General features: G+C 71.6%; 16 protein-coding genes. 6 read left to right on the forward strand and 10 right to left on the reverse strand.

The genetic code is table 11. The annotated features are described in order from the left end of the window. The first annotated feature begins 59 nt into the window (after nucleotides 1–59). The 6 genes from ACFY3C_RS10480 to ACFY3C_RS10505 all read left to right on the forward strand — a co-directional run bounded on the left by ACFY3C_RS10480 (nucleotide 60) and on the right by ACFY3C_RS10505 (nucleotide 6,168). Nucleotides 60–1,442, forward strand: a complete 1,383-nt coding sequence (locus ACFY3C_RS10480; protein ID WP_386574781.1) for a ferric reductase-like transmembrane domain-containing protein — start codon at nucleotides 60–62, stop codon at nucleotides 1,440–1,442. A 17-nt stretch (nucleotides 1,443–1,459) separates the two neighbouring features. Then, nucleotides 1,460–2,281, forward strand: a complete 822-nt coding sequence (locus ACFY3C_RS10485) for an FMN-binding protein (RefSeq protein ID WP_390770476.1) — start codon at nucleotides 1,460–1,462, stop codon at nucleotides 2,279–2,281. 55 nt (nucleotides 2,282–2,336) lie between these two features. Continuing rightward, nucleotides 2,337–3,077 carry an FAD:protein FMN transferase gene (locus ACFY3C_RS10490; RefSeq protein ID WP_390770477.1) on the forward strand — a complete coding sequence of 247 codons (741 nt, stop codon included), beginning with the start codon at nucleotides 2,337–2,339 and terminating at the stop codon, nucleotides 3,075–3,077. A 132-nt stretch (nucleotides 3,078–3,209) separates the two neighbouring features. Next, the gene (locus ACFY3C_RS10495; RefSeq protein ID WP_390770478.1) at nucleotides 3,210–3,398 is read left to right on the forward strand and encodes a hypothetical protein; all 189 of its coding nucleotides are present in this window, start codon (nucleotides 3,210–3,212) and stop codon (nucleotides 3,396–3,398) included. A gap of 74 nt (nucleotides 3,399–3,472) precedes the next feature. After that, complete coding sequence (locus tag ACFY3C_RS10500; RefSeq protein ID WP_390770479.1) at nucleotides 3,473–5,293, forward strand: ABC transporter ATP-binding protein; 1,821 nt, start codon at nucleotides 3,473–3,475, stop codon at nucleotides 5,291–5,293. Then, the gene (locus ACFY3C_RS10505; protein ID WP_390770480.1) at nucleotides 5,290–6,168 is read left to right on the forward strand and encodes a serine/threonine-protein kinase; all 879 of its coding nucleotides are present in this window, start codon (nucleotides 5,290–5,292) and stop codon (nucleotides 6,166–6,168) included. Before ACFY3C_RS10500 ends, ACFY3C_RS10505 begins: the two co-directional genes overlap by 4 nt. A 24-nt stretch (nucleotides 6,169–6,192) precedes the next feature. On the opposite strand, the gene ACFY3C_RS10510 is transcribed toward ACFY3C_RS10505, so the two are convergent. The 10 genes from ACFY3C_RS10510 to ACFY3C_RS10555 form a co-directional block, all read right to left on the reverse strand. Continuing rightward, nucleotides 6,193–6,969, reverse strand: a complete 777-nt coding sequence (locus tag ACFY3C_RS10510; RefSeq protein ID WP_390770481.1) for a hypothetical protein — start codon at nucleotides 6,967–6,969, stop codon at nucleotides 6,193–6,195. Further along, nucleotides 6,959–7,546 carry an RNA polymerase sigma factor gene (locus ACFY3C_RS10515; RefSeq protein WP_386574774.1) on the reverse strand — a complete coding sequence of 196 codons (588 nt, stop codon included), beginning with the start codon at nucleotides 7,544–7,546 and terminating at the stop codon, nucleotides 6,959–6,961. The genes ACFY3C_RS10510 and ACFY3C_RS10515 overlap by 11 nt, the downstream gene beginning before the upstream one ends. Before the next feature lie 96 nt (nucleotides 7,547–7,642). After that, on the reverse strand, nucleotides 7,643–8,188 hold the full coding sequence (locus tag ACFY3C_RS10520) for an arginine repressor (RefSeq protein ID WP_386574773.1): 546 nt from the start codon (nucleotides 8,186–8,188) through the stop codon (nucleotides 7,643–7,645). A gap of 7 nt (nucleotides 8,189–8,195) precedes the next feature. Beyond that, nucleotides 8,196–9,425 (reverse strand): acetylornithine transaminase, encoded by a 1,230-nt coding sequence (locus tag ACFY3C_RS10525; RefSeq protein ID WP_390770482.1) that lies wholly within the window; start codon nucleotides 9,423–9,425, stop codon nucleotides 8,196–8,198. Continuing rightward, a complete protein-coding gene (argB, locus tag ACFY3C_RS10530) occupies nucleotides 9,422–10,336 on the reverse strand; it encodes an acetylglutamate kinase (RefSeq protein ID WP_390770483.1) in 915 nt (304 codons plus the stop codon). Before argB ends, ACFY3C_RS10525 begins: the two co-directional genes overlap by 4 nt. Beyond that, nucleotides 10,333–11,484: a bifunctional glutamate N-acetyltransferase/amino-acid acetyltransferase ArgJ gene (gene argJ / locus ACFY3C_RS10535; RefSeq protein WP_390770484.1), complete on the reverse strand. Its 1,152-nt coding sequence runs from the start codon at nucleotides 11,482–11,484 to the stop codon at nucleotides 10,333–10,335. The genes argB and argJ overlap by 4 nt, the downstream gene beginning before the upstream one ends. After that, nucleotides 11,481–12,509 carry an N-acetyl-gamma-glutamyl-phosphate reductase gene (gene argC, locus ACFY3C_RS10540; RefSeq protein ID WP_390770485.1) on the reverse strand — a complete coding sequence of 343 codons (1,029 nt, stop codon included), beginning with the start codon at nucleotides 12,507–12,509 and terminating at the stop codon, nucleotides 11,481–11,483. Before argC ends, argJ begins: the two co-directional genes overlap by 4 nt. Nucleotides 12,510–12,554: 45 nt before the next feature. Further along, nucleotides 12,555–12,926 carry a GtrA family protein gene (locus tag ACFY3C_RS10545; protein ID WP_386574768.1) on the reverse strand — a complete coding sequence of 124 codons (372 nt, stop codon included), beginning with the start codon at nucleotides 12,924–12,926 and terminating at the stop codon, nucleotides 12,555–12,557. Further along, nucleotides 12,923–13,873, reverse strand: a complete 951-nt coding sequence (locus ACFY3C_RS10550; RefSeq protein WP_390770486.1) for a glycosyltransferase family 2 protein — start codon at nucleotides 13,871–13,873, stop codon at nucleotides 12,923–12,925. The genes ACFY3C_RS10545 and ACFY3C_RS10550 overlap by 4 nt, the downstream gene beginning before the upstream one ends. A gap of 22 nt (nucleotides 13,874–13,895) precedes the next feature. Beyond that, on the reverse strand, nucleotides 13,896–16,472 hold the full coding sequence (locus tag ACFY3C_RS10555; protein WP_390770487.1) for a YfhO family protein: 2,577 nt from the start codon (nucleotides 16,470–16,472) through the stop codon (nucleotides 13,896–13,898). Between the last annotated feature and the right edge of the window lie 292 nt (nucleotides 16,473–16,764).

Here is a 16,764-nt window from a genome sequence, read left to right on the forward strand (position 1 = left end):
ACACTCAGCGCATGCGGCACGTATCTGTGGGCCAAGGGTCAAGTCCCCACGGAGGAACCGTGACCACCACGCTCGCAGGCGGACGTGCCGCCCGCCGCCAGACGATGCGCCGCATCCGCCCGCGCCGCTCACCGGCCGTTCCGCTGCTGCTCGCGGTGTGGGCCGGCGCGGCGGCCGTGCTGTGGCTCTGGTGGCACAACACACCGTCCATAGCCGACGACAACAGCAGGATTCTGAACGCGGGCCGCATCACCGGTCTGCTGGCCGGCTACCTGATGGCGCTGGTCGTGCTGCAGATGGCGCGCGTACCGGCGCTGGAACGGCGCGTCGGCTCCGACCGGGTGGCCCGCTGGCACGCGATGAGCGGCAGGTACACGCTCTGCCTGATCGTCGCGCACGTCTTCCTCACCATGTGGGGGTACGCGCTCCAGGCCGGCAAGTCGCTCGGCGACATCGTCCAGCAGACCATCGACTCCATCAACCAGCTGCCGGACATGGGCAAGGCCGCCATCGGCACGGGCCTGTTCGTGGTCATCGGCCTGACGTCGATCGGCCCGGTCCGGCGCCGGCTGCCGTACGACACCTGGTACCACGTCCACCTGCTGACGTACGCGGCCGTGTTCCTGACGTTCTGGCACCAGATCACCACCGGCAACGACTTCGCGGTCGAGCCGTCCGCCAAGACCTTCTGGTACGTGCTCTACGGCACCGTCACCGCCCTGGTGCTCTGGTACCGGATCCTCACCCCGATCCGGCTGAACCTCCGTCACCGCATGCGTGTGGAAGCGGTCATCGAGGAGACGCCGGGCATCGTGTCCGTACTGATCGGCGGCCGGAAGCTGCACCGGATGGGCGCGGAGGCGGGCCAGTTCTTCCGCTGGCGGTTCCTCGCTCCCGGGATGCGGTTCAGCTCGCACCCGTACTCTCTGTCGGCGGCACCCCGCCCCGACATGCTGCGGATCACGGTGAAGGCGATCGGCGACCACAGCGCCCGGCTGCGCGAACTGACGCCCGGCACCCGGGTGTGGGCGGAGGGCCCGTACGGCGCGCTCACCGCCCAGCGGCGCAGCAAGGGCAAGGTGCTGCTGGTCGCGGGCGGGGTCGGCATCACGCCGATGCGGGCGCTGTTCGAGACGCTGCCCGGCGCGGCCGGTGACATCACCCTGCTCTACCGGGCCAACACCACCCAGGACCTGGCCCTGTGGGACGAGCTGGCCGCGATCGCCGATGAGCGCGGGGCCCGGCTGATGTACGCGGTCAACAGCCCCGAGGGCGAGCGGCCGGACATCTCGGCGGAGAACCTCCAGCGGAAGATCCCGGACATCGATCACCATGATGTCTTCATGTGCGGCCCGCCCGGGTTCGCGCAGTCGGTGTACGAGGCACTGCGCGGCGCGGGAGTCCCCGCGCGCCGTATCCACCACGAGTCGTTCGAGATGTGAGCGGGAGCTGCGAAGCGATGAGGAAGAGCCACCCCATTCGGCGCGTCGTGCTGGCCACGGCCGCCACCGTGTCCGGTGTCGTGCTGCTGCTGTCGCTGAAGCCCGCCTCGGATCCGGCGGCCGCTTCGGCGGCAGGCGCGGCACCCCAGCAGACGGCGGCGGCGCAGGAGTCTCCGCAGGGCGGGGCGCAGGCCGCCGGCACCGGCACGGTGACCGGAGACGCAGCGCAGACCCAGTACGGGGCCGTCCAGGTGCGGCTCACCGTCGCGGGCGGCAAGATCACCAAGGCAGAGGCGGTGCAGGCGCCCAAGGGCGGGCTCAGCGACCAGAAGACCGAACTCGCCGTGCCCAAGCTCAACCAGGAGGCCGTGGCGGCGCAGAGTGCGCAGATCGACGCGGTGTCCGGGGCGACGTACACGAGCACGGGGTACAAGAAGTCGCTGCAGTCGGCGCTGGACAAGATGAAGGCGTCCGCGGGGTCGTCTTCCGGGTCTTCGTCCGGGTCGTCTTCCAGCTCCTCCTCCGGGTCGTCCTCCGGCTCCTCCGCCGGATCGGGCGCGGCGCAGGCCCGTACCGTCACCGGCAAGGCCGTCCAGACCCAGTACGGCACGGTCCAGGTCCGGATCACGGTCAGCAACGGGAAGATCACCAAGGCGGACGCGGTCCAGGCGCCCGAGGGCGGACTGAGCAGCCAGAAGACCCAGCTCTCCGTGCCCAAGCTCAACCAGGAGGCCGTGGCGGCCGGAACCGCGAACATCGACTCCGTCTCCGGGGCCACCTACACCAGCACCGGCTACAAGCAGTCGCTGCAGTCGGCGCTCGACCAGGCCGGTGGCTGACGCGGTGGCCGAGTCGGCTGAAGCTCCCGCCGCGGTGCGTCATGCGGAGGAGGTCATGGGGACCGTCTTCTCCTTCGACGTCCGCGGCGGGGAATCCGGTGCGGTACGGCGGGCCTTGGACGAGGCGGTCGCGGGCCTGCACCGGGTCGACGCGCTCTTCTCCACCTACCGTGAGGACAGCGAGGTGTCGCGCCTCGCCCGGGGTGAGCTGACCGTGGCGCAGTGCGCTCCCGAGGTGGCCGAGGTGCTGGAGCTGGCGGCCGAGGCGGAGCGGGTGAGTGACGGGTGGTTCAGCACCCGGTACCGAGGGTCACTGGATCCGACCGGAATCGTGAAGGGCTGGTCGGCGGAGCGGGCGGCGCGGCTGCTGGCGGCGGTGGACGGGGTGTGCGGGGTCAGCGTGAACGGGGGCGGTGACGTCCAGATGCTGGGCGCGCCGGAGCCGCAGCGGCCGTGGCGGGTCGGGGTGTCGGATCCGCTCCGCCCCGGTGGACTGGCGGCGGTGATCTCGGCGGCCGGAGTGGACGAGCTGTCGGTGGCGACGTCCGGCACGGTGGAGCGGGGCGACCACATCGTGGATCCGCGTACCGGCAGGTCCGCGGTGACGGACCTGGTCGCGGTGACCGTGGTGGGGCCCCGGCTGACGTGGGTGGACTGCTGGGCCACGGCGGCGTTCGCGATGGGGTCGCGGGCGGGGCTGGCATGGCTCGAGTCGCTGCCGGACGTGGAGGCGTTGCTGATCACGGCGGGTGACGAGGTGCGGTGCACCGGCGGGCTGGCGGCGCGGCTCGGCTGAACAGCAGTTCGGTTGAACATCGGACACTGGAACGGGGAATTTTTGACGTTTCTACCAAGTTGTCCCCATTACGCCATCCAACTTCCACGTTGGGACGTATCCCCTGTGGGGCAAGTTTCAGGAGGAACGCATATGGCCATCTTCAACAGTCTCATGCCGGCGAAGGGCCACGGCCACGACGACGACTCGTCGAGGCACGACTCCTCGCGGCACGGGCACCGCCACGACCACGGCGACCGCCGCGACCACGGCGACCGCCACGGCCACGGCGACCGCCACGGCCACGGCGACCGTAACGGCCACGGCCACAGCGGCCACTGATCGCACACGGAGGGTGAGCGGACCGGATTCGGAAGGACCCGGTCCGTTTCGCCGCCCCCCGAGGAATGCATGCCATGGCGCATGTCCTGCGGCGGCTGCTGTCGGTGGGCGAGACGTCCGACGCCGTGGTCGCGGCCGCGCCTCCGGTGCCCCCGCGTGAGGTGTTCCGGCGGTTCTGGCCGTACACCCGCGGTGGCCGGCGCTGGCTCGTGCCCATCGTGTTCTTCAGCCTGATCGGCCCCGTCGTCGACGCCGGGGAGATCTGGCTCTTCAAGATCGTCGTGGACGACGTCCTCGTCCCCCGTGATCTCCGGCCGCTCCTGTGGATCGCGCCGACCTATCTGGGACTCATCGTCGGTTCCGGCGTGCTCGCCTACGCCGACGACGTGACGTCCACCTGGGTCAGCGAGCGCTTCCTGCTCACTCTTCGCGCCGATGTGTTCCGACACGTCCAAGGGCTGTCGCTCGGATTCTTCGAACGCCGGCGGCTCGGGGACGTGCTCTCGCGTGTCACGGGCGATGTCGACGCGGTCGAGACGTTCCTGCTCTCCGGCATCGCGGACGCCCTCTACTACGTGATCAGCCTGGGCGTGTTCCTCGGCCTGCTGTTCTACCTGCAGTGGGATCTCACCCTCCTCGCCCTCGTCATCGTGCCGCTGTTCTGGGGCACGGCCCGGCACTTCGCCAAGCTGATCAAGGCGGCGTCGCGGGAGCGCAGGCGCCGTAGCGGCTCGATCAGCGCGATCGCCGAGGAGTCGCTGGGCAACGTCGCGCTGGTGCAGGCGTACAACCGGCAGGGCTGGGAGGAGCAGCGGTTCGAGCGGGAGAACATCGGCAGGTACCGGGCGGCGATGGCCTCGGCGCGGATCCGTGGCGTGTACGGACCCCTCGTCGACGTCATCGAGGTGGCCGGCGGGCTCGCGGTCATGGGCCTGGGTACCTGGAAGCTGGCCCAGGGCCAGCTCACGCTGGGCGGGCTGCTGGTCTTCCTGGCGCTGATCGGCAAGCTCTACGGCCCGGTCCGCAACCTGTCCCACCTCGGCACCACCTTCTACGCGGCGTCCGCCTCGGCGGAACGGATCATCGAGCTGCTGGACCAGCGACCGCAGGTGACCGAGGCCGCGGGCGCCCGGCGGATCGGCCGGGCCCACGGTGACCTGGAGTTCGACGGCGTCTGGTTCCGCTATCCGGGCCTCCCGTCCTGGGCACTGTCCGACGTGTCCTTCCATGTGGCACCCGGCGAGACGCTGGCGCTGGTCGGGGCCAGCGGGGCCGGCAAATCCACGGTCGCGAAACTGCAGTTGCGCTTCTACGACCCCGACCGGGGAGCGGTCCGCCTCGACGGGACCGATCTGCGCTCGCTGCGCCTGGCCGACGTACGGGAGAGCATCGCGGTGGTGCTGCAGGAGACGCTCGTCTTCCACGGCACCGTGCGGGAGAACATCGCCTACGGCCGGCCGGAGGCGACGCAGGCGGACATCGTGGCGGCGGCGCGCGCCGCGGACGCGCACGAGTTCATCGAGGCGCTCCCGGACGGCTACGACACGCTGGTCGGCCAGCGCGGCCGGACGCTCTCCGGCGGACAGCGCCAGCGCCTGGCGATCGCCCGCGCGATGATCAGGGACGCGCCCGTGCTGCTGCTGGACGAGCCGACCACGGGGCTCGACGTCCGGTCCGGCCGACGGATCATGGACCCGCTGCGCCGACTCATGGCCGGACGGACGACCGTCGTCATCTCCCACAACCTGCTGACCGTCCGCGACGCCACGCACATCGTGGTGCTGGACGGCGGCCGGGTGGTCGAGCACGGCACCCACGAGGACCTGCTGCGGCGCGACGGCAGGTACGCCCGGCTCCACCGGCTGCACGCGCCGGAGGGGAGGGTCCTGTCGTGAGCGACGACGCCCCGCCTCCCCGCCCACCGGGCGCGAGACCGGCCCCGGGTTACGAGGTCCTGGCGCACCTGACGCGCACCGGCTGGCTGGACGTCTACGACGCCTGGAGCGAGGAGCGGGCCTGCCGCTGTGTGATCAAGACGGTGCGTCCCGACCGGCTGGGCGAGGAGCGGCTGCGGGCGCGGCTGCTGCGGGAGGGCCGGTGGCTGGGCGCGTTCACGCATCCCCACCTGGTGCGCGCCTACGAGACCTTCGAGTCGCCCGAGCCGCTCGTCGTCCTGGAGACACTGACCGGTGAGACGCTGTCCCACCTGATCGGCCGGCTGCCGCGGCGGCCGGCCGCCGCCGACGTGGCGCTCCTCGGGGTGCAGCTGTGCTCCGCGGTCCACTACCTGCACGGACAGGGCCTGCTGCACCTGGACCTCAAACCGTCCAACGTGGTGGTGGACTGCGGCCATGCGAAGGTGCTGGACCTGAGCCTCGCACGGCCGCCCGGCAGCGCACCCCCGGGGCTGGGCACGATCCGCTACCTGGCTCCGGAGCAGGCCCGCGGCGGGCAGCTGACGGCCGCCGCCGACGTGTGGGGCATCGGCATCACGCTGTACGAACTCGCCTGCGGTGACGTGCCGTTCGACCGCGGCGGGCCGCCGACGGCCGCGGCCGAGTCCTCCGAGGGGCAGCGGGCGGACCGCTGTCCGCAGCTGGAGCAAAGTGCCCCGCCCATCGCGTCCCGGCGGCGGCTGCCGGCCGCTCTCGCCGCCGCCGTCGACAGCTGTCTGCGCGCCGACCCGGCGTCCCGGCCCACCGTCGACGAGCTGGCCGCCGCCCTCGACGCGACGGCGCCCGGCCATCGGCGCCACACCGCGCGCGCCTGAGGCCGTCCCGGGGGTGGACCGGGTTCACGCCTCCTCGGGGGTCTGGACCTGGCCGATGTGCAGGTCGGCCGTGGCCAGGACGGTGCCGTCGGACGCGGTCACCCGGGCGCCCGTGACCGTCGTGGGGTCGATCGGGGTCGCCGTACCCCAGTGGCCCTGACCGTCGCGCAGGGCGAAGTCACCGATGTGGGTGGTGGTGCCGTCCGCGTGCTCCAGGAGACAGGTGACCTTGCCGGTGTACGAGGCGTGGGTGCCGGTCAGGTCGACGGACATGAAGAGCCAGCCGGGGGGCCCGGGGTGGGCGTAGACCTCGCCGGCCGACGGCTCGGCCCCGTGGGGCGAGGTCAGGTCCCCGACCAGGACCGGCTCGGTCTCGACGGCGGGGGCCGACGAGGCCGTGATCGTCTCGACCGCGGTCCCGATCCCCCAGCCGGCGAAGCCACAGGCGATGGCGAGCGCGGCCACGGCGGAGGCCAGCCGGAGCCTGGCCCGGCGGGCGCGGCCGCGGAGGCCCTTGTGCTCGGCTGCCGACGGGTGCGTGTGCGCGCGGCCCTCGGACGCGGTCACGGCGCGGGTCAGTCCGCGCGCCACCCGGGTCTCGAACCCGTTCGGCGGCTCGGTCGGCGGCAGCAGGCCGAGCAGCCGGTCGCCGACGAGCGTCAGATGCCCGACGTACTCCCGGCAGTCCGCGCACCGCTCCAGGTGCTCGACCGCTTCGGCCCGCTGACGCCCGAACAGCACGCCGAGTGCCAGCTCGGCGCCGCTCTCCTGGAGCTTCTCGCAGGTCACATCACTGGCCATGGTCGCCTCGCTTCGGAGACGTGAGCGTGTTCCGCAGCTTTGCCATCGCGGTTCTGATCCGCGTCTTGGCGGTTCCCAGCGGGATCTTCTCCCAGTCGGCGATCTGCTGAGCCGTCATTCCGTAGATGCCCGCCATCACCAGGGCACGACCCTGTTCCCGTGGCAGCTGCGCCACGGCGGCCCGCAGCCGGGCCGAGGCCTCGTCGGCCAGCGCCCACTGCTCGGGCGTCTCGCTGACGACGTCGAGGAGCACGTCGAGGTCCTCCGGCGCCATCGGCTCGCTCCGCCGCGCCCGGAGTGCGTCCACGGCGAGGTTGTGCGCGATGGTCGTCAGCCAGGTCGCCACCGAGCCACGGCGCGGGTCGTAGATCTGGGCATGACGCCACGCGCGCTCGAACGTCTGCTGGGCGATGTCCTCGGCGAGCTGTGGGTCCCCGGTGACGGCGATGGCGACACCGAAGACCGTGTGCTGGAACCTCCGTACAAAGGTGGCCGCGAGTTCCGGATCACCGGTGGCCAGCCCGGACAGCAGAGCCTCGTCCGGGAGCCGGCCCACCGGGAACCGAATCCCTTGCATACCTCCATATACGGTCCGCCCCCGCCAGGAGATTGCCCGGCCTTCGCGGCGGAAGATCACGTTCCTATTCTCCGCCCGTACCCCCGGCGGCGCCCGTCAGTGGCCGTTCTGGGCCAGCCGCAGGAGGTGGTCCGCCAGAGCCTGCCCGCCGGTGGGATCCCGGCTGATCAGCAGCAGCGTGTCGTCGCCCGCGATGGTGCCGAGGATGTCGTGCAGCTCGGCCTGGTCGATGGCGGAGGCGAGGAACTGGGCGGCCCCCGGAGGGGTCCGCAGGACCACGAGGTTGGCGGAGGCCTCGGCGGAGATCAGCAGCTCCTGGGACAGGCGCCGCATCCGCTCCTCCTTCGCCGACTCCCCGAGCGGCGCCCGGGGCGTGCGGAAGCCGCCCTCGCTCGGCACCGCGTAGATCAGGTCGCCCTCGTTGTTGCGGATCTTGACCGCGTTCAGCTCGTCGAGGTCCCGCGACAGCGTCGCCTGGGTCACGCTCAGCCCGTCGTCGGCGAGGAGCTTCGCCAGCTGGCTCTGCGACCGCACCGGCTGCCGGTTGAGGATGTCCACGATCCGGCGGTGCCGTGCGGTGCGGGTCTGCGGCACGGCGGGCCCGGCGCCTGCCGCGTGCTCGTGGTCCTGCGCCTGGCTCATCGTCGTCTCATTCTCCGGATCGTCCGTCCCCGTTCGCCGGGCTCGCCGCGTCGAGGATGCCGGGCAGCGCCCGGAGGAAGGCGCCTGTCTCGTCGTCGCTCAGGTTCAGCGGCGGCATGAGCCGCACGACGTCGGGAGCGGGCGCGTTCACCAGGAACCCGGCCTCCTGGGCCGCCTGCTGCACCTGCGGTGCGAGCGGCCCGGTGAGCACGATACCCAGGAGGAGGCCCGCACCCCGGACATAATCGATCAACGGGTGACGTGATCCGCCGCAGGCACTCTCGATTCCCTCGCGCAGTGCGCCGCTCTGCCGCTTCACGTTCTCCAGCAGCCCCTCGTCCGCGATGGTGTCGAGGACGGCGAGCCCCGCGGCGCAGGCGACCGGGTTGCCGCCGAAGGTCGTGCCGTGCTGGCCGGGCTGGAGCAGGTCGGCGGCGCGCCCGAAGGCCACGGTGGCGCCGAGCGGCAGCCCGCCGCCGAGTCCCTTGGCGAGCGTGACGACGTCGGGCAGCACGCCCTCGTGGGCCTGGTACTCGAACCAGTTGCCGGTACGGCCGATGCCGGTCTGCACCTCGTCCAGGACGAGCAGCGCCCCGGTGGCCGCGGTGATCGCCCGGGCCGCCTTCAGGTACCCGGACGGGGGCACCACGACCCCGTTCTCGCCCTGGATCGGCTCGATGATGACGAGCGCCGTGTCCTCCGTGACCGCCGCGGCCAGCGCCTGGGCGTCGCCGTAGGGCACGTGGGTGACGTCGCCGGGCAGCGGCAGGAACGGCGCCTGCTTGCCGGGCTGGCCGGTGAGCGCCAGGGCGCCCATGGTGCGGCCGTGGAAGCCGCCGGTGGTCGCCACCATGTGGGTGCGCCCGGTCAGCCGGCCGATCTTGAAGGCTCCCTCGTTGGCCTCGGCGCCCGAGTTGCAGAAGAAGACCTTGCCGTCCCGGCCGAAGAGCTGCAGGAGGCGTTCGGCGAGGGCGACGGGCGGCTCGGCGATGAACAGGTTGGAGACGTGCCCTAGGGAGGCGATCTGCCGGCTCACCGCCTCCACCACGGCCGGGTGGGCGTGGCCGAGCGCGTTGACCGCGATGCCGCCGACGAAGTCCAGGTACTGCTTGCCCTCGGCGTCCCACACCTTGGCGCCCTCGCCGCGCACGAGGGGCAGTCGGGGGGTGCCGTAGTTGTTCATGAGCGCGCCCTGCCAGCGCGCGGTCAGCTCTGCGTTGGTCGCGGTACCCGTCATGACTGCTCCCCCTCGGCTTCGTCGGGCACGACCATCGTGCCGATGCCCTCGTCGGTGAAGATCTCCAGCAGGATCGAGTGCTGGACCCGGCCGTCGATGACGCGGGCCGTGGTGACGCCGTTGCGTACGGCGTGCAGGCAGCCCTCCATCTTCGGCACCATGCCCAAGGACAGCTCCGGCAGCAGTTTCTCCAGCTCGGACGCGGTGAGGCGGCTGATCACCTCGTCGGAGTCCGGCCAGTCCTCGTAGAGGCCCTCGACGTCGGTGAGGACCATGAGGGTCTCGGCCCCCAGTGCCGCAGCGAGAGCCGCAGCCGCCGTATCAGCATTGACGTTGTAGACATGTCCGTCGTCCTGGGATCGGGCGATCGACGACACGACCGGGATGCGGCCGTCGGCCAGCAGGGCCTCGATCGCGCCGGTGTCGATCGCGGTGATCTCGCCGACCCGCCCGATGTCGACCAGTTCGCCGTCGATCTCGGGCTGGTGCTTGGTGGCGGTGATGGTGTGGGCGTCCTCGCCCGTCAGACCCACGGCGAGCGGTCCGTGCTGGTTGAGCAGCCCGACCAGCTCGCGCTGCACCTGCCCGGCCAGCACCATCCGTACGACGTCCATGGCGTCCTCGGTGGTGACCCTGAGGCCGGCCTTGAACTCGCTGACGATGCCGTGCCGGTCGAGGGCGGCGCTGATCTGGGGGCCGCCGCCGTGCACCACGACCGGCTTGAGTCCGGCGTGCCGCAGGAAGACGACGTCCTGGGCGAAGGCGGCCTTCAGGTCCTCGTTCACCATGGCGTTGCCGCCGAACTTGATGACGACGACCTTGCCGTGGTGCCGGGTCAGCCAGGGCAGCGCCTCGATGAGGATCTGGGCCTTGGGCAGGGCGGTGTGCTTACGCGTCGTTCCAGTGCTCATGAGGAGTAGGCGCTGTTCTCGTGGACGTAGTCGGCGGTGAGGTCGTTGGTCCAGATGGTGGCGGTCTGGGAACCGGCCGCGAGGTCGGCGACGATGTGCACCTCGCGGTAGCGCATGTCGACCAGTTCGCGGTCCTCGCCGACACCGCCGTTCTTGCACACCCAGACGCCGTTGATGGCGACGTTCAGCTGGTCCGGCTCGAAGGCGGCCTTCGTCGTGCCGATCGCGGACAGGACGCGGCCCCAGTTGGGGTCCTCGCCGTGGATCGCGCACTTGAGGAGGTTGTTGCGGGCGATGGAGCGGCCCACCTCGACGGCGTCGTCCTCGGACGCGGCGTTGATCACCTCGACCCTGATGTCCTTGCTGGCGCCCTCGGCGTCCCGGATCAGCTGCTGGCCGAGGTCGTCGCAGACCTGGCGCACGGCCTCGGCGAACTCGGCGTACTCCGGGGTGATGCCGGAGGAGCCGGAGGCGAGCAGCAGCACCGTGTCGTTGGTGGACATGCAGCCGTCGGAGTCGACACGGTCGAAGGTGACCTTCGTGGCCGCGCGGAGCGCCCGGTCCAGCACCTCGTCGTCGAGGTCGGCGTCGGTGGTGAGGACGACCAGCATGGTGGCCAGGCCCGGCGCGAGCATGCCCGCGCCCTTGGCCATGCCGCCGACGGTCCAGCCGTCCCTGGTGGCCACGGACGTCTTGTGGACGGTGTCGGTGGTCTTGATGGCGATGGCGGCCTTCTCGCCGCCGTGCTCGGAGAGCTGGGCCGCGGCAGTCTCGACGCCCGGGAGCAGCTTGTCCATGGGCAGCAGGACGCCGATGAGGCCGGTGGAGCAGACGGCGATCTCGATGGCACCCCGGCCGAGCGCCTCGGCCGCCTTCTCGGCGGTCGCGTGCGTGTCCTGGAAGCCCTTGGGGCCCGTGCAGGCGTTGGCGCCGCCGGAGTTGAGGACCACGGCCGTCACCTGGCCGCTCCTGAGGACCTGCTCGGACCAGAGCACCGGCGCGGCCTTCACACGGTTGGAGGTGAAGACGCCTGCGGCGGCACGGCGCGGCCCGTTGTTGACCACGAGGGCCAGGTCGGGGTTGCCGTTCTCCTTGATCCCGGCGGCGATGCCCGCGGCCGTGAATCCCTTCGCTGCCGTCACGCTCACGGCGCAACTCCGATCGTGGTCAGCCCGGTGGTCTCGGCGAGACCCAGGGCGATGTTCATGCTCTGTACGGCACCGCCCGCGGTGCCCTTGGTCAGGTTGTCGATGGCGCTGATCGCGATGATGCGGCCCACCGCCGCGTCGTACGCGACCTGCACCTGAACGGCGTTGGAACCGTAGACGGACGCCGTGGCGGGCCACTGTCCCTCGGGGAGCAGGTGGACGAACGGCTCGTCGGCGTAGGCCTTCTCGTAGGCGGCGCGCACGGACTCGCCGGTCACCCCGTCCCGGGCGGACGCGCTGCAGGTGGCGAGGATGCCGCGGGGCATCGGCGCGAGGGTCGGCGTGAAGGAGACGGAGATCCGCTCGCCGGCCACGCCGCTGAGGTTCTGGATCATCTCGGGGGTGTGCCGGTGGCCGCCGCCGACGCCGTACGGCGACATGGAGCCCATGACCTCGCTGCCGAGCAGGTGGGGCTTGGGCGCCTTGCCGGCGCCGGAGGTGCCGGACGCGGCGACGATCACCGCCTCGGGCTCGGCGAGTCCGGCCGCGTAGGCCGGGAACAGGGCGAGGGTCACGGCGGTCGGGTAGCACCCGGGCACCGCGATGCGCTTGGACCCCGTAAGCCGGGCGCGGGCGCCCGGAAGTTCGGGAAGGCCGTAGGGCCAGGTACCGGCGTGCGGGGAGCCGTAGAACTTCTCCCAGTCGGCCGCGTCGGCGAGGCGGAAGTCGGCGCCCATGTCGACGACGAGGACGTCCGGGCCGAGCTGCTCGGCGACGGCGGCGGACTGCCCGTGCGGCAGGGCCAGGAACACGACGTCGTGCCCGGCGAGTGCCTCGGCCGTGGTCTCGGTCAGCACCCGGTCGGCCAGCGGCAGCAGATGCGGCTGGAGCGCGCCGAGCCGCTGCCCGGCGTTGGAGTTGCCGGTCAGGGCACCGATCTCGACCTCGGGGTGCGCGAGGAGCAGGCGCAGGACCTCTCCGCCCGCGTATCCGCTCGCTCCGGCCACCGCCGCACGTACCGCCATGTCCACCCTCCTCTGGATGGCATGACTATACGTATCGATGCACGTTTATGCAATCGATCGGGGGAGCATCACCCAGCGGGACACGACGAACGTGACGGGGATGGCGGCCGCCGAGGCGAGCAGTGGGGCGAAGCGGCTGCCGGCGTGCAGGACGTCGACGATCACGTACACCCCGGCGGTCGTGATCAGGAAATTGGTGGCGTTGGTCAGCGGGAACAGCAGGAATTTCCGCCAGGTGGGCCGTGTCCGATACGTGAAGTGCGCATTGAGGAAAAAGGATCCGATCATGCTGAGCAGAAAGGCTAGAATATGCGCGGCCAGATAGGGCAGCCATGTGAGGAACAACAGGTAGAGACAGTAATAAGTGGCGGTGTTGATCACACCGACCGCGGCAAAGGTGACGATCTGTCGCTTCAAGGAATGAGGTCTTTCGTCCGTTCCACATTGGTCGCCTTCACCAGGAAGTGCGGGCGCCCCTTCACCTCGTAGTAGATGCGGCCGGTGTACTCCCCGATCACTCCCAGCATGACCATCTGCACGCCGGCGAGGGCCGTGACGGCGGTGATGATGGTCACGTAGCCGGGCGTCTGTACCCCGTTGACCAGCGCGGCGCCCACGATCCAGGCGGTGTACAGCCCGGCGCACAGCAGCAGGCCCATGCCGAGCCAGAGGGCGGCGCGCAGCGGCCGGTTGTTGAAGGAGAGCAGGCCGTCCAGGCCGTAGTTGAGCAGGCTGCGGAAGGACCAGGAGCTGCTGCCGGCCTCGCGCGTCGCGTTCTCGTACTCGAAGGTGGTGCTCGGGAAGCCGACCCAGGCGAACAGGCCCTTGGAGAAGCGGTTGTACTCGGTGAGGTTCAGGACCGCGTCCACCACCCGGCGCGACAGCAGGCGGAAGTCGCCCACGCCGTCGACGAGTTCGACGTCGACCATGCGGTTGATGAGCCGGTAGTACAGGCGGGCGGTGACGGTGCGGGTGAGGCGGTCGCCGGTGCGGCTGCGCTTGGCGATGACCTGGTCGTAGCCCTGGCCGCGCAGCTCCACCATCCGCTTGATCAGCTCCGGCGGGTGCTGGAGGTCGGCGTCCATGACGACGACCGAGTCGCCCGAGGCGTGCCTGAGGCCCGCGAGCAGGGCCGCCTCCTTGCCGAAGTTGCGGCTGAAGGAGACGTACCGCACCCGCGAGTCGCGGTCGGCGAGGCGCCTCAGCACGGCGAGCGTGCGGTCGCGGCTGCCGTCGTCGACGTACACGAACTCCATGTCGTGGCCGAGCGGCAGCAGCTCGTCCGCGATCTTCTGGACCTCCTCGTGGAAGCGTTCGAGGACGTCTTCCTCGTTGTAGCAGGGCGCGACGATCGATATCAGCATGGCGTTCCCCCCAGGGGCGCGGTCAGGGTGCGGTGGTCACGCGCTCGCGTGGTGGTGTGGTCGTGGACGGTGCCGGGGCGCGTCTACGGCGCACGGCGGTGAGGGTGCCGAGCAGCGCGAGCGTGAGCAGCGAGGCGCCCCCGACGGCCGTGCCCAGCCGCAGGCCGGGCGGGTGGAAGGTGCAGGTCAACGAGGTCGAGGTCGCGGCGGTGCCGTCGGTTCCGTCGAGGGGTACGGCGATCAGCCCGTGGTACTCCCCCGCCGGCCGGGCCGGGCCGCCACCGGTGGCGCATCGCCAGCCGGCGATCCGGGGCGCGGCGACGACCGCGATCCCCTTGCTGCCCGCGGGCAGTTGGGCTCGGACGGTGCCGTCGGAGACGGTGACCTCGGTGGCGCCGGTGGCCTTCAGGCGGGCGGCCGCGGTGCGCAGGCGTGCGGTGTCCAGGCAGCCGATCGCACCGCCCGGGACGCGGCCGGGGCGGTCCGGGGTCAGGTCGATGCGCAGTCGGCCGGACGCCGGGGCCGGGCCGAGCGGCGCCATGGCGGCGCGGTTGCGCGGGAACTCGAAGCGGAAGCGCGCGGCGGTGCCGGCGCCGTGCTGCCGTGCCGTGCCCGAGTAGTGCGGGGCCCACAGGTAGACCTGGGTCCCGGCCGGGCAGCGGGCCGTGATCGTCGGGCTCGTGACGGCGTTCCCGGAACCGACCCGGCCTCCCCGGGCCGGCTTTCCGGTGTCGCCGTGCACGGCGAGGCGGGGCACGGTGTAGACGCGGCTGCCGAGCAGCAGCTCCTGGTTGCGGTACGGAGACGGCCCGAAGGCGGCCCGGTCGGGAGCGGTCCGCACGGTCACCAGCGGCGGCACGTCGCGCCGGGTCACCGTCACCCGGTCGCCGTCCTGCGGCAGGTACTTCTGGTGCGGGTCCGGCGGCGAGTGAACCCGGGCGCCGACCGAGAAGATGACGTCGGTGACGGCGTTGTCCAGGCTCTGCACGCTGCGGCCGCGCGAGGTCCAGCCGTCGCCGAGCGCGGTCAGCGTACGGCTGAGGACGTCGGAGGTCAGGCTGCTGTAGTACTGGGCGCCCTGGCCGCCCACCAGCATCGGGTCGTTGCCGACGGTCTGCTCGCGTCCGGGGTCGGTCCGGTACCGGGGCCAGTCGTCGGCCGCCGCGACGGTGTCCGCCTGCCGCTGCTGCCGCTGCCCCCAGGGCGCGTAGTCGTCCAGGTGCCCGAGGCGCAGCCGTGTGGCCACGGCGGAGGTGGCGGCCGTCTCCCCGAGCTGCGCACCGAGCAGGAGAACGACGGCCAGGCCGGCCAGCCGGGTGCGCCGTGCTACGTCGGCGCGGGCGAGCAGGGCCAGTCCGCCGAGGGCGCCGGCGGTGGCGAGCAGCAGCACCGGCCAGGCGAAGGCCCGCACCAGGTCGCTGCGGCTCGCCGCGAGGGCGATCAGGGCGAGCAGCCCGGCCGCCGCCATGAGCGCGCGCCGGTCGGGCAGGCCGTACGACAACGCGTGCCAGGCGGCGATCACCAGCAGCCCGCAGAGCACGAAGGCCTGGCGGTAGGGGCTGCCCTGCGGGGTGGCGAAGGCGTGCCAGACCAGGTGGGTCGGCGCCCACTGCAGGGACAGGGTCACCGCGAGCACGAGGAGCGTCCAGCCCGCACGCACCCGGACGGGGACCGCGCGGTGGAACGGCAGCGCGAGGGCGAGCAGCAGGGCCGTGATGCCCACGTAGACGGCCGGCGAGCCGAAGCCGTACGTCGCCGGCAGCAGCCTGGCCAGCACGTCCTCACTCGCCACCGGGGCGAACTGGCGGACGCGGCCCGGGTAGGCGTGCTTGGTGCCGAAGTAGATGACGGTCACCAGCGGGGCGGCGAGGCCCACGCCGAGGACCACGGTGAGCACGGCGCGGCCGGCCGCCGCGAGCGCCCGCCGCCGGGGCAGGTCCGCCAGCAGCAGCCGGAGCAGCAGGACCAGGGCGGCGCCGAGGGTGGCCATGTAGGCGGTGTAGAAGTTCGCGGTCCAGGCGAGGGCCACGACGAGGACGCCCAGGTAGCGGCGGCGCCCGGCGATGGCCCACTCGCCGACCAGGCACAGCAGCGGCAGCGCGATGAGACCGTCCAGCCACATGGGGTTGTAGGAGGCGTCGGCGACGCTCCAGCCGCACAGGGCGTAGGAGGCGCCGAGCAGTCCTGCCGCCCACCAGCGGCCGGGTCGCAGGGTGAGCAGCAGGCAGGCCATGGCGGCTGCGGCGGCCGCGGTCTTCAGTCCGGTGACGACGTACACCGCGAGGTCGATCTCGTCCCGCGGGAAAAGGGCCACGAGCAGCGCGAACGGGCTGCCCAGGTAGGTGCCGACGTCGGGCAGGAAGCTGGAGCCGTAGCCGGACTGCCAGTTGACGAGGAGGCCGCCGTCGGCCCTGCCGTGCAGCAGGTCCCACAGGTGGGCGTGGAAGGGCACGTACTGGTTGCCCAGGTCGTTGACGCTGCGGGTGCGGGAGCCGAACGGGTAGCTGCGGGCAAGGGCGTCGGCGGCGCAGAACGCCGTGATCGTGACGGCCGCGGCGAACAGTGCGGCGGCCCGCCTCGGCCGGGATATCTCTTTCACACCCTGTTCCTGTCCGGGTGCCGCCGCGCGTTGCCATGCATTTTCGGTGCTCCCCCACGGAATGTATGCCTCGTCGATTCGCCGTCTTAGACGGGGCACGTTTCCAGTTGGTTGTGCGCTCACTGAAAAGTGAGGCGACTTCTTCCGAATACGGGAAACACCGTGTGAATTTCATGACGGCCAGGAAAACAAAGGCTTTCCGGGCGGTGTTTTCAAGGTGAACCGAGCGGCGCTTGACCTGGAGCGCACTCCAGGTTCTACGGTTCCTGCCATGACAAGCGGACAGCCCATA

This window comes from Streptomyces sp. NPDC001410 (genome assembly GCF_042895235.1).
In the GTDB taxonomy this organism is placed as follows: domain Bacteria; phylum Actinomycetota; class Actinomycetes; order Streptomycetales; family Streptomycetaceae; genus Streptomyces.

Coding starts and splice junctions, on each gene's coding strand:
- ACFY3C_RS10495 (WP_390770478.1), top strand. CDS start 3,210: ATGGCCATCTTCAACAGTCTCATGCCGGCGAAGGGCCACGGCCACGAC.
- ACFY3C_RS10550 (WP_390770486.1), bottom strand. CDS start 13,873: ATGCTGATATCGATCGTCGCGCCCTGCTACAACGAGGAAGACGTCCTC.
- ACFY3C_RS10515 (WP_386574774.1), bottom strand. CDS start 7,546: ATGCAAGGGATTCGGTTCCCGGTGGGCCGGCTCCCGGACGAGGCTCTG.
- ACFY3C_RS10520 (WP_386574773.1), bottom strand. CDS start 8,188: ATGAGCCAGGCGCAGGACCACGAGCACGCGGCAGGCGCCGGGCCCGCC.
- ACFY3C_RS10490 (WP_390770477.1), top strand. CDS start 2,337: ATGGGGACCGTCTTCTCCTTCGACGTCCGCGGCGGGGAATCCGGTGCG.
- ACFY3C_RS10510 (WP_390770481.1), bottom strand. CDS start 6,969: ATGGCCAGTGATGTGACCTGCGAGAAGCTCCAGGAGAGCGGCGCCGAG.
- ACFY3C_RS10500 (WP_390770479.1), top strand. CDS start 3,473: ATGGCGCATGTCCTGCGGCGGCTGCTGTCGGTGGGCGAGACGTCCGAC.
- ACFY3C_RS10525 (WP_390770482.1), bottom strand. CDS start 9,425: ATGACGGGTACCGCGACCAACGCAGAGCTGACCGCGCGCTGGCAGGGC.
- argB (WP_390770483.1), bottom strand. CDS start 10,336: ATGAGCACTGGAACGACGCGTAAGCACACCGCCCTGCCCAAGGCCCAG.
- ACFY3C_RS10485 (WP_390770476.1), top strand. CDS start 1,460: ATGAGGAAGAGCCACCCCATTCGGCGCGTCGTGCTGGCCACGGCCGCC.
- argC (WP_390770485.1), bottom strand. CDS start 12,509: ATGGCGGTACGTGCGGCGGTGGCCGGAGCGAGCGGATACGCGGGCGGA.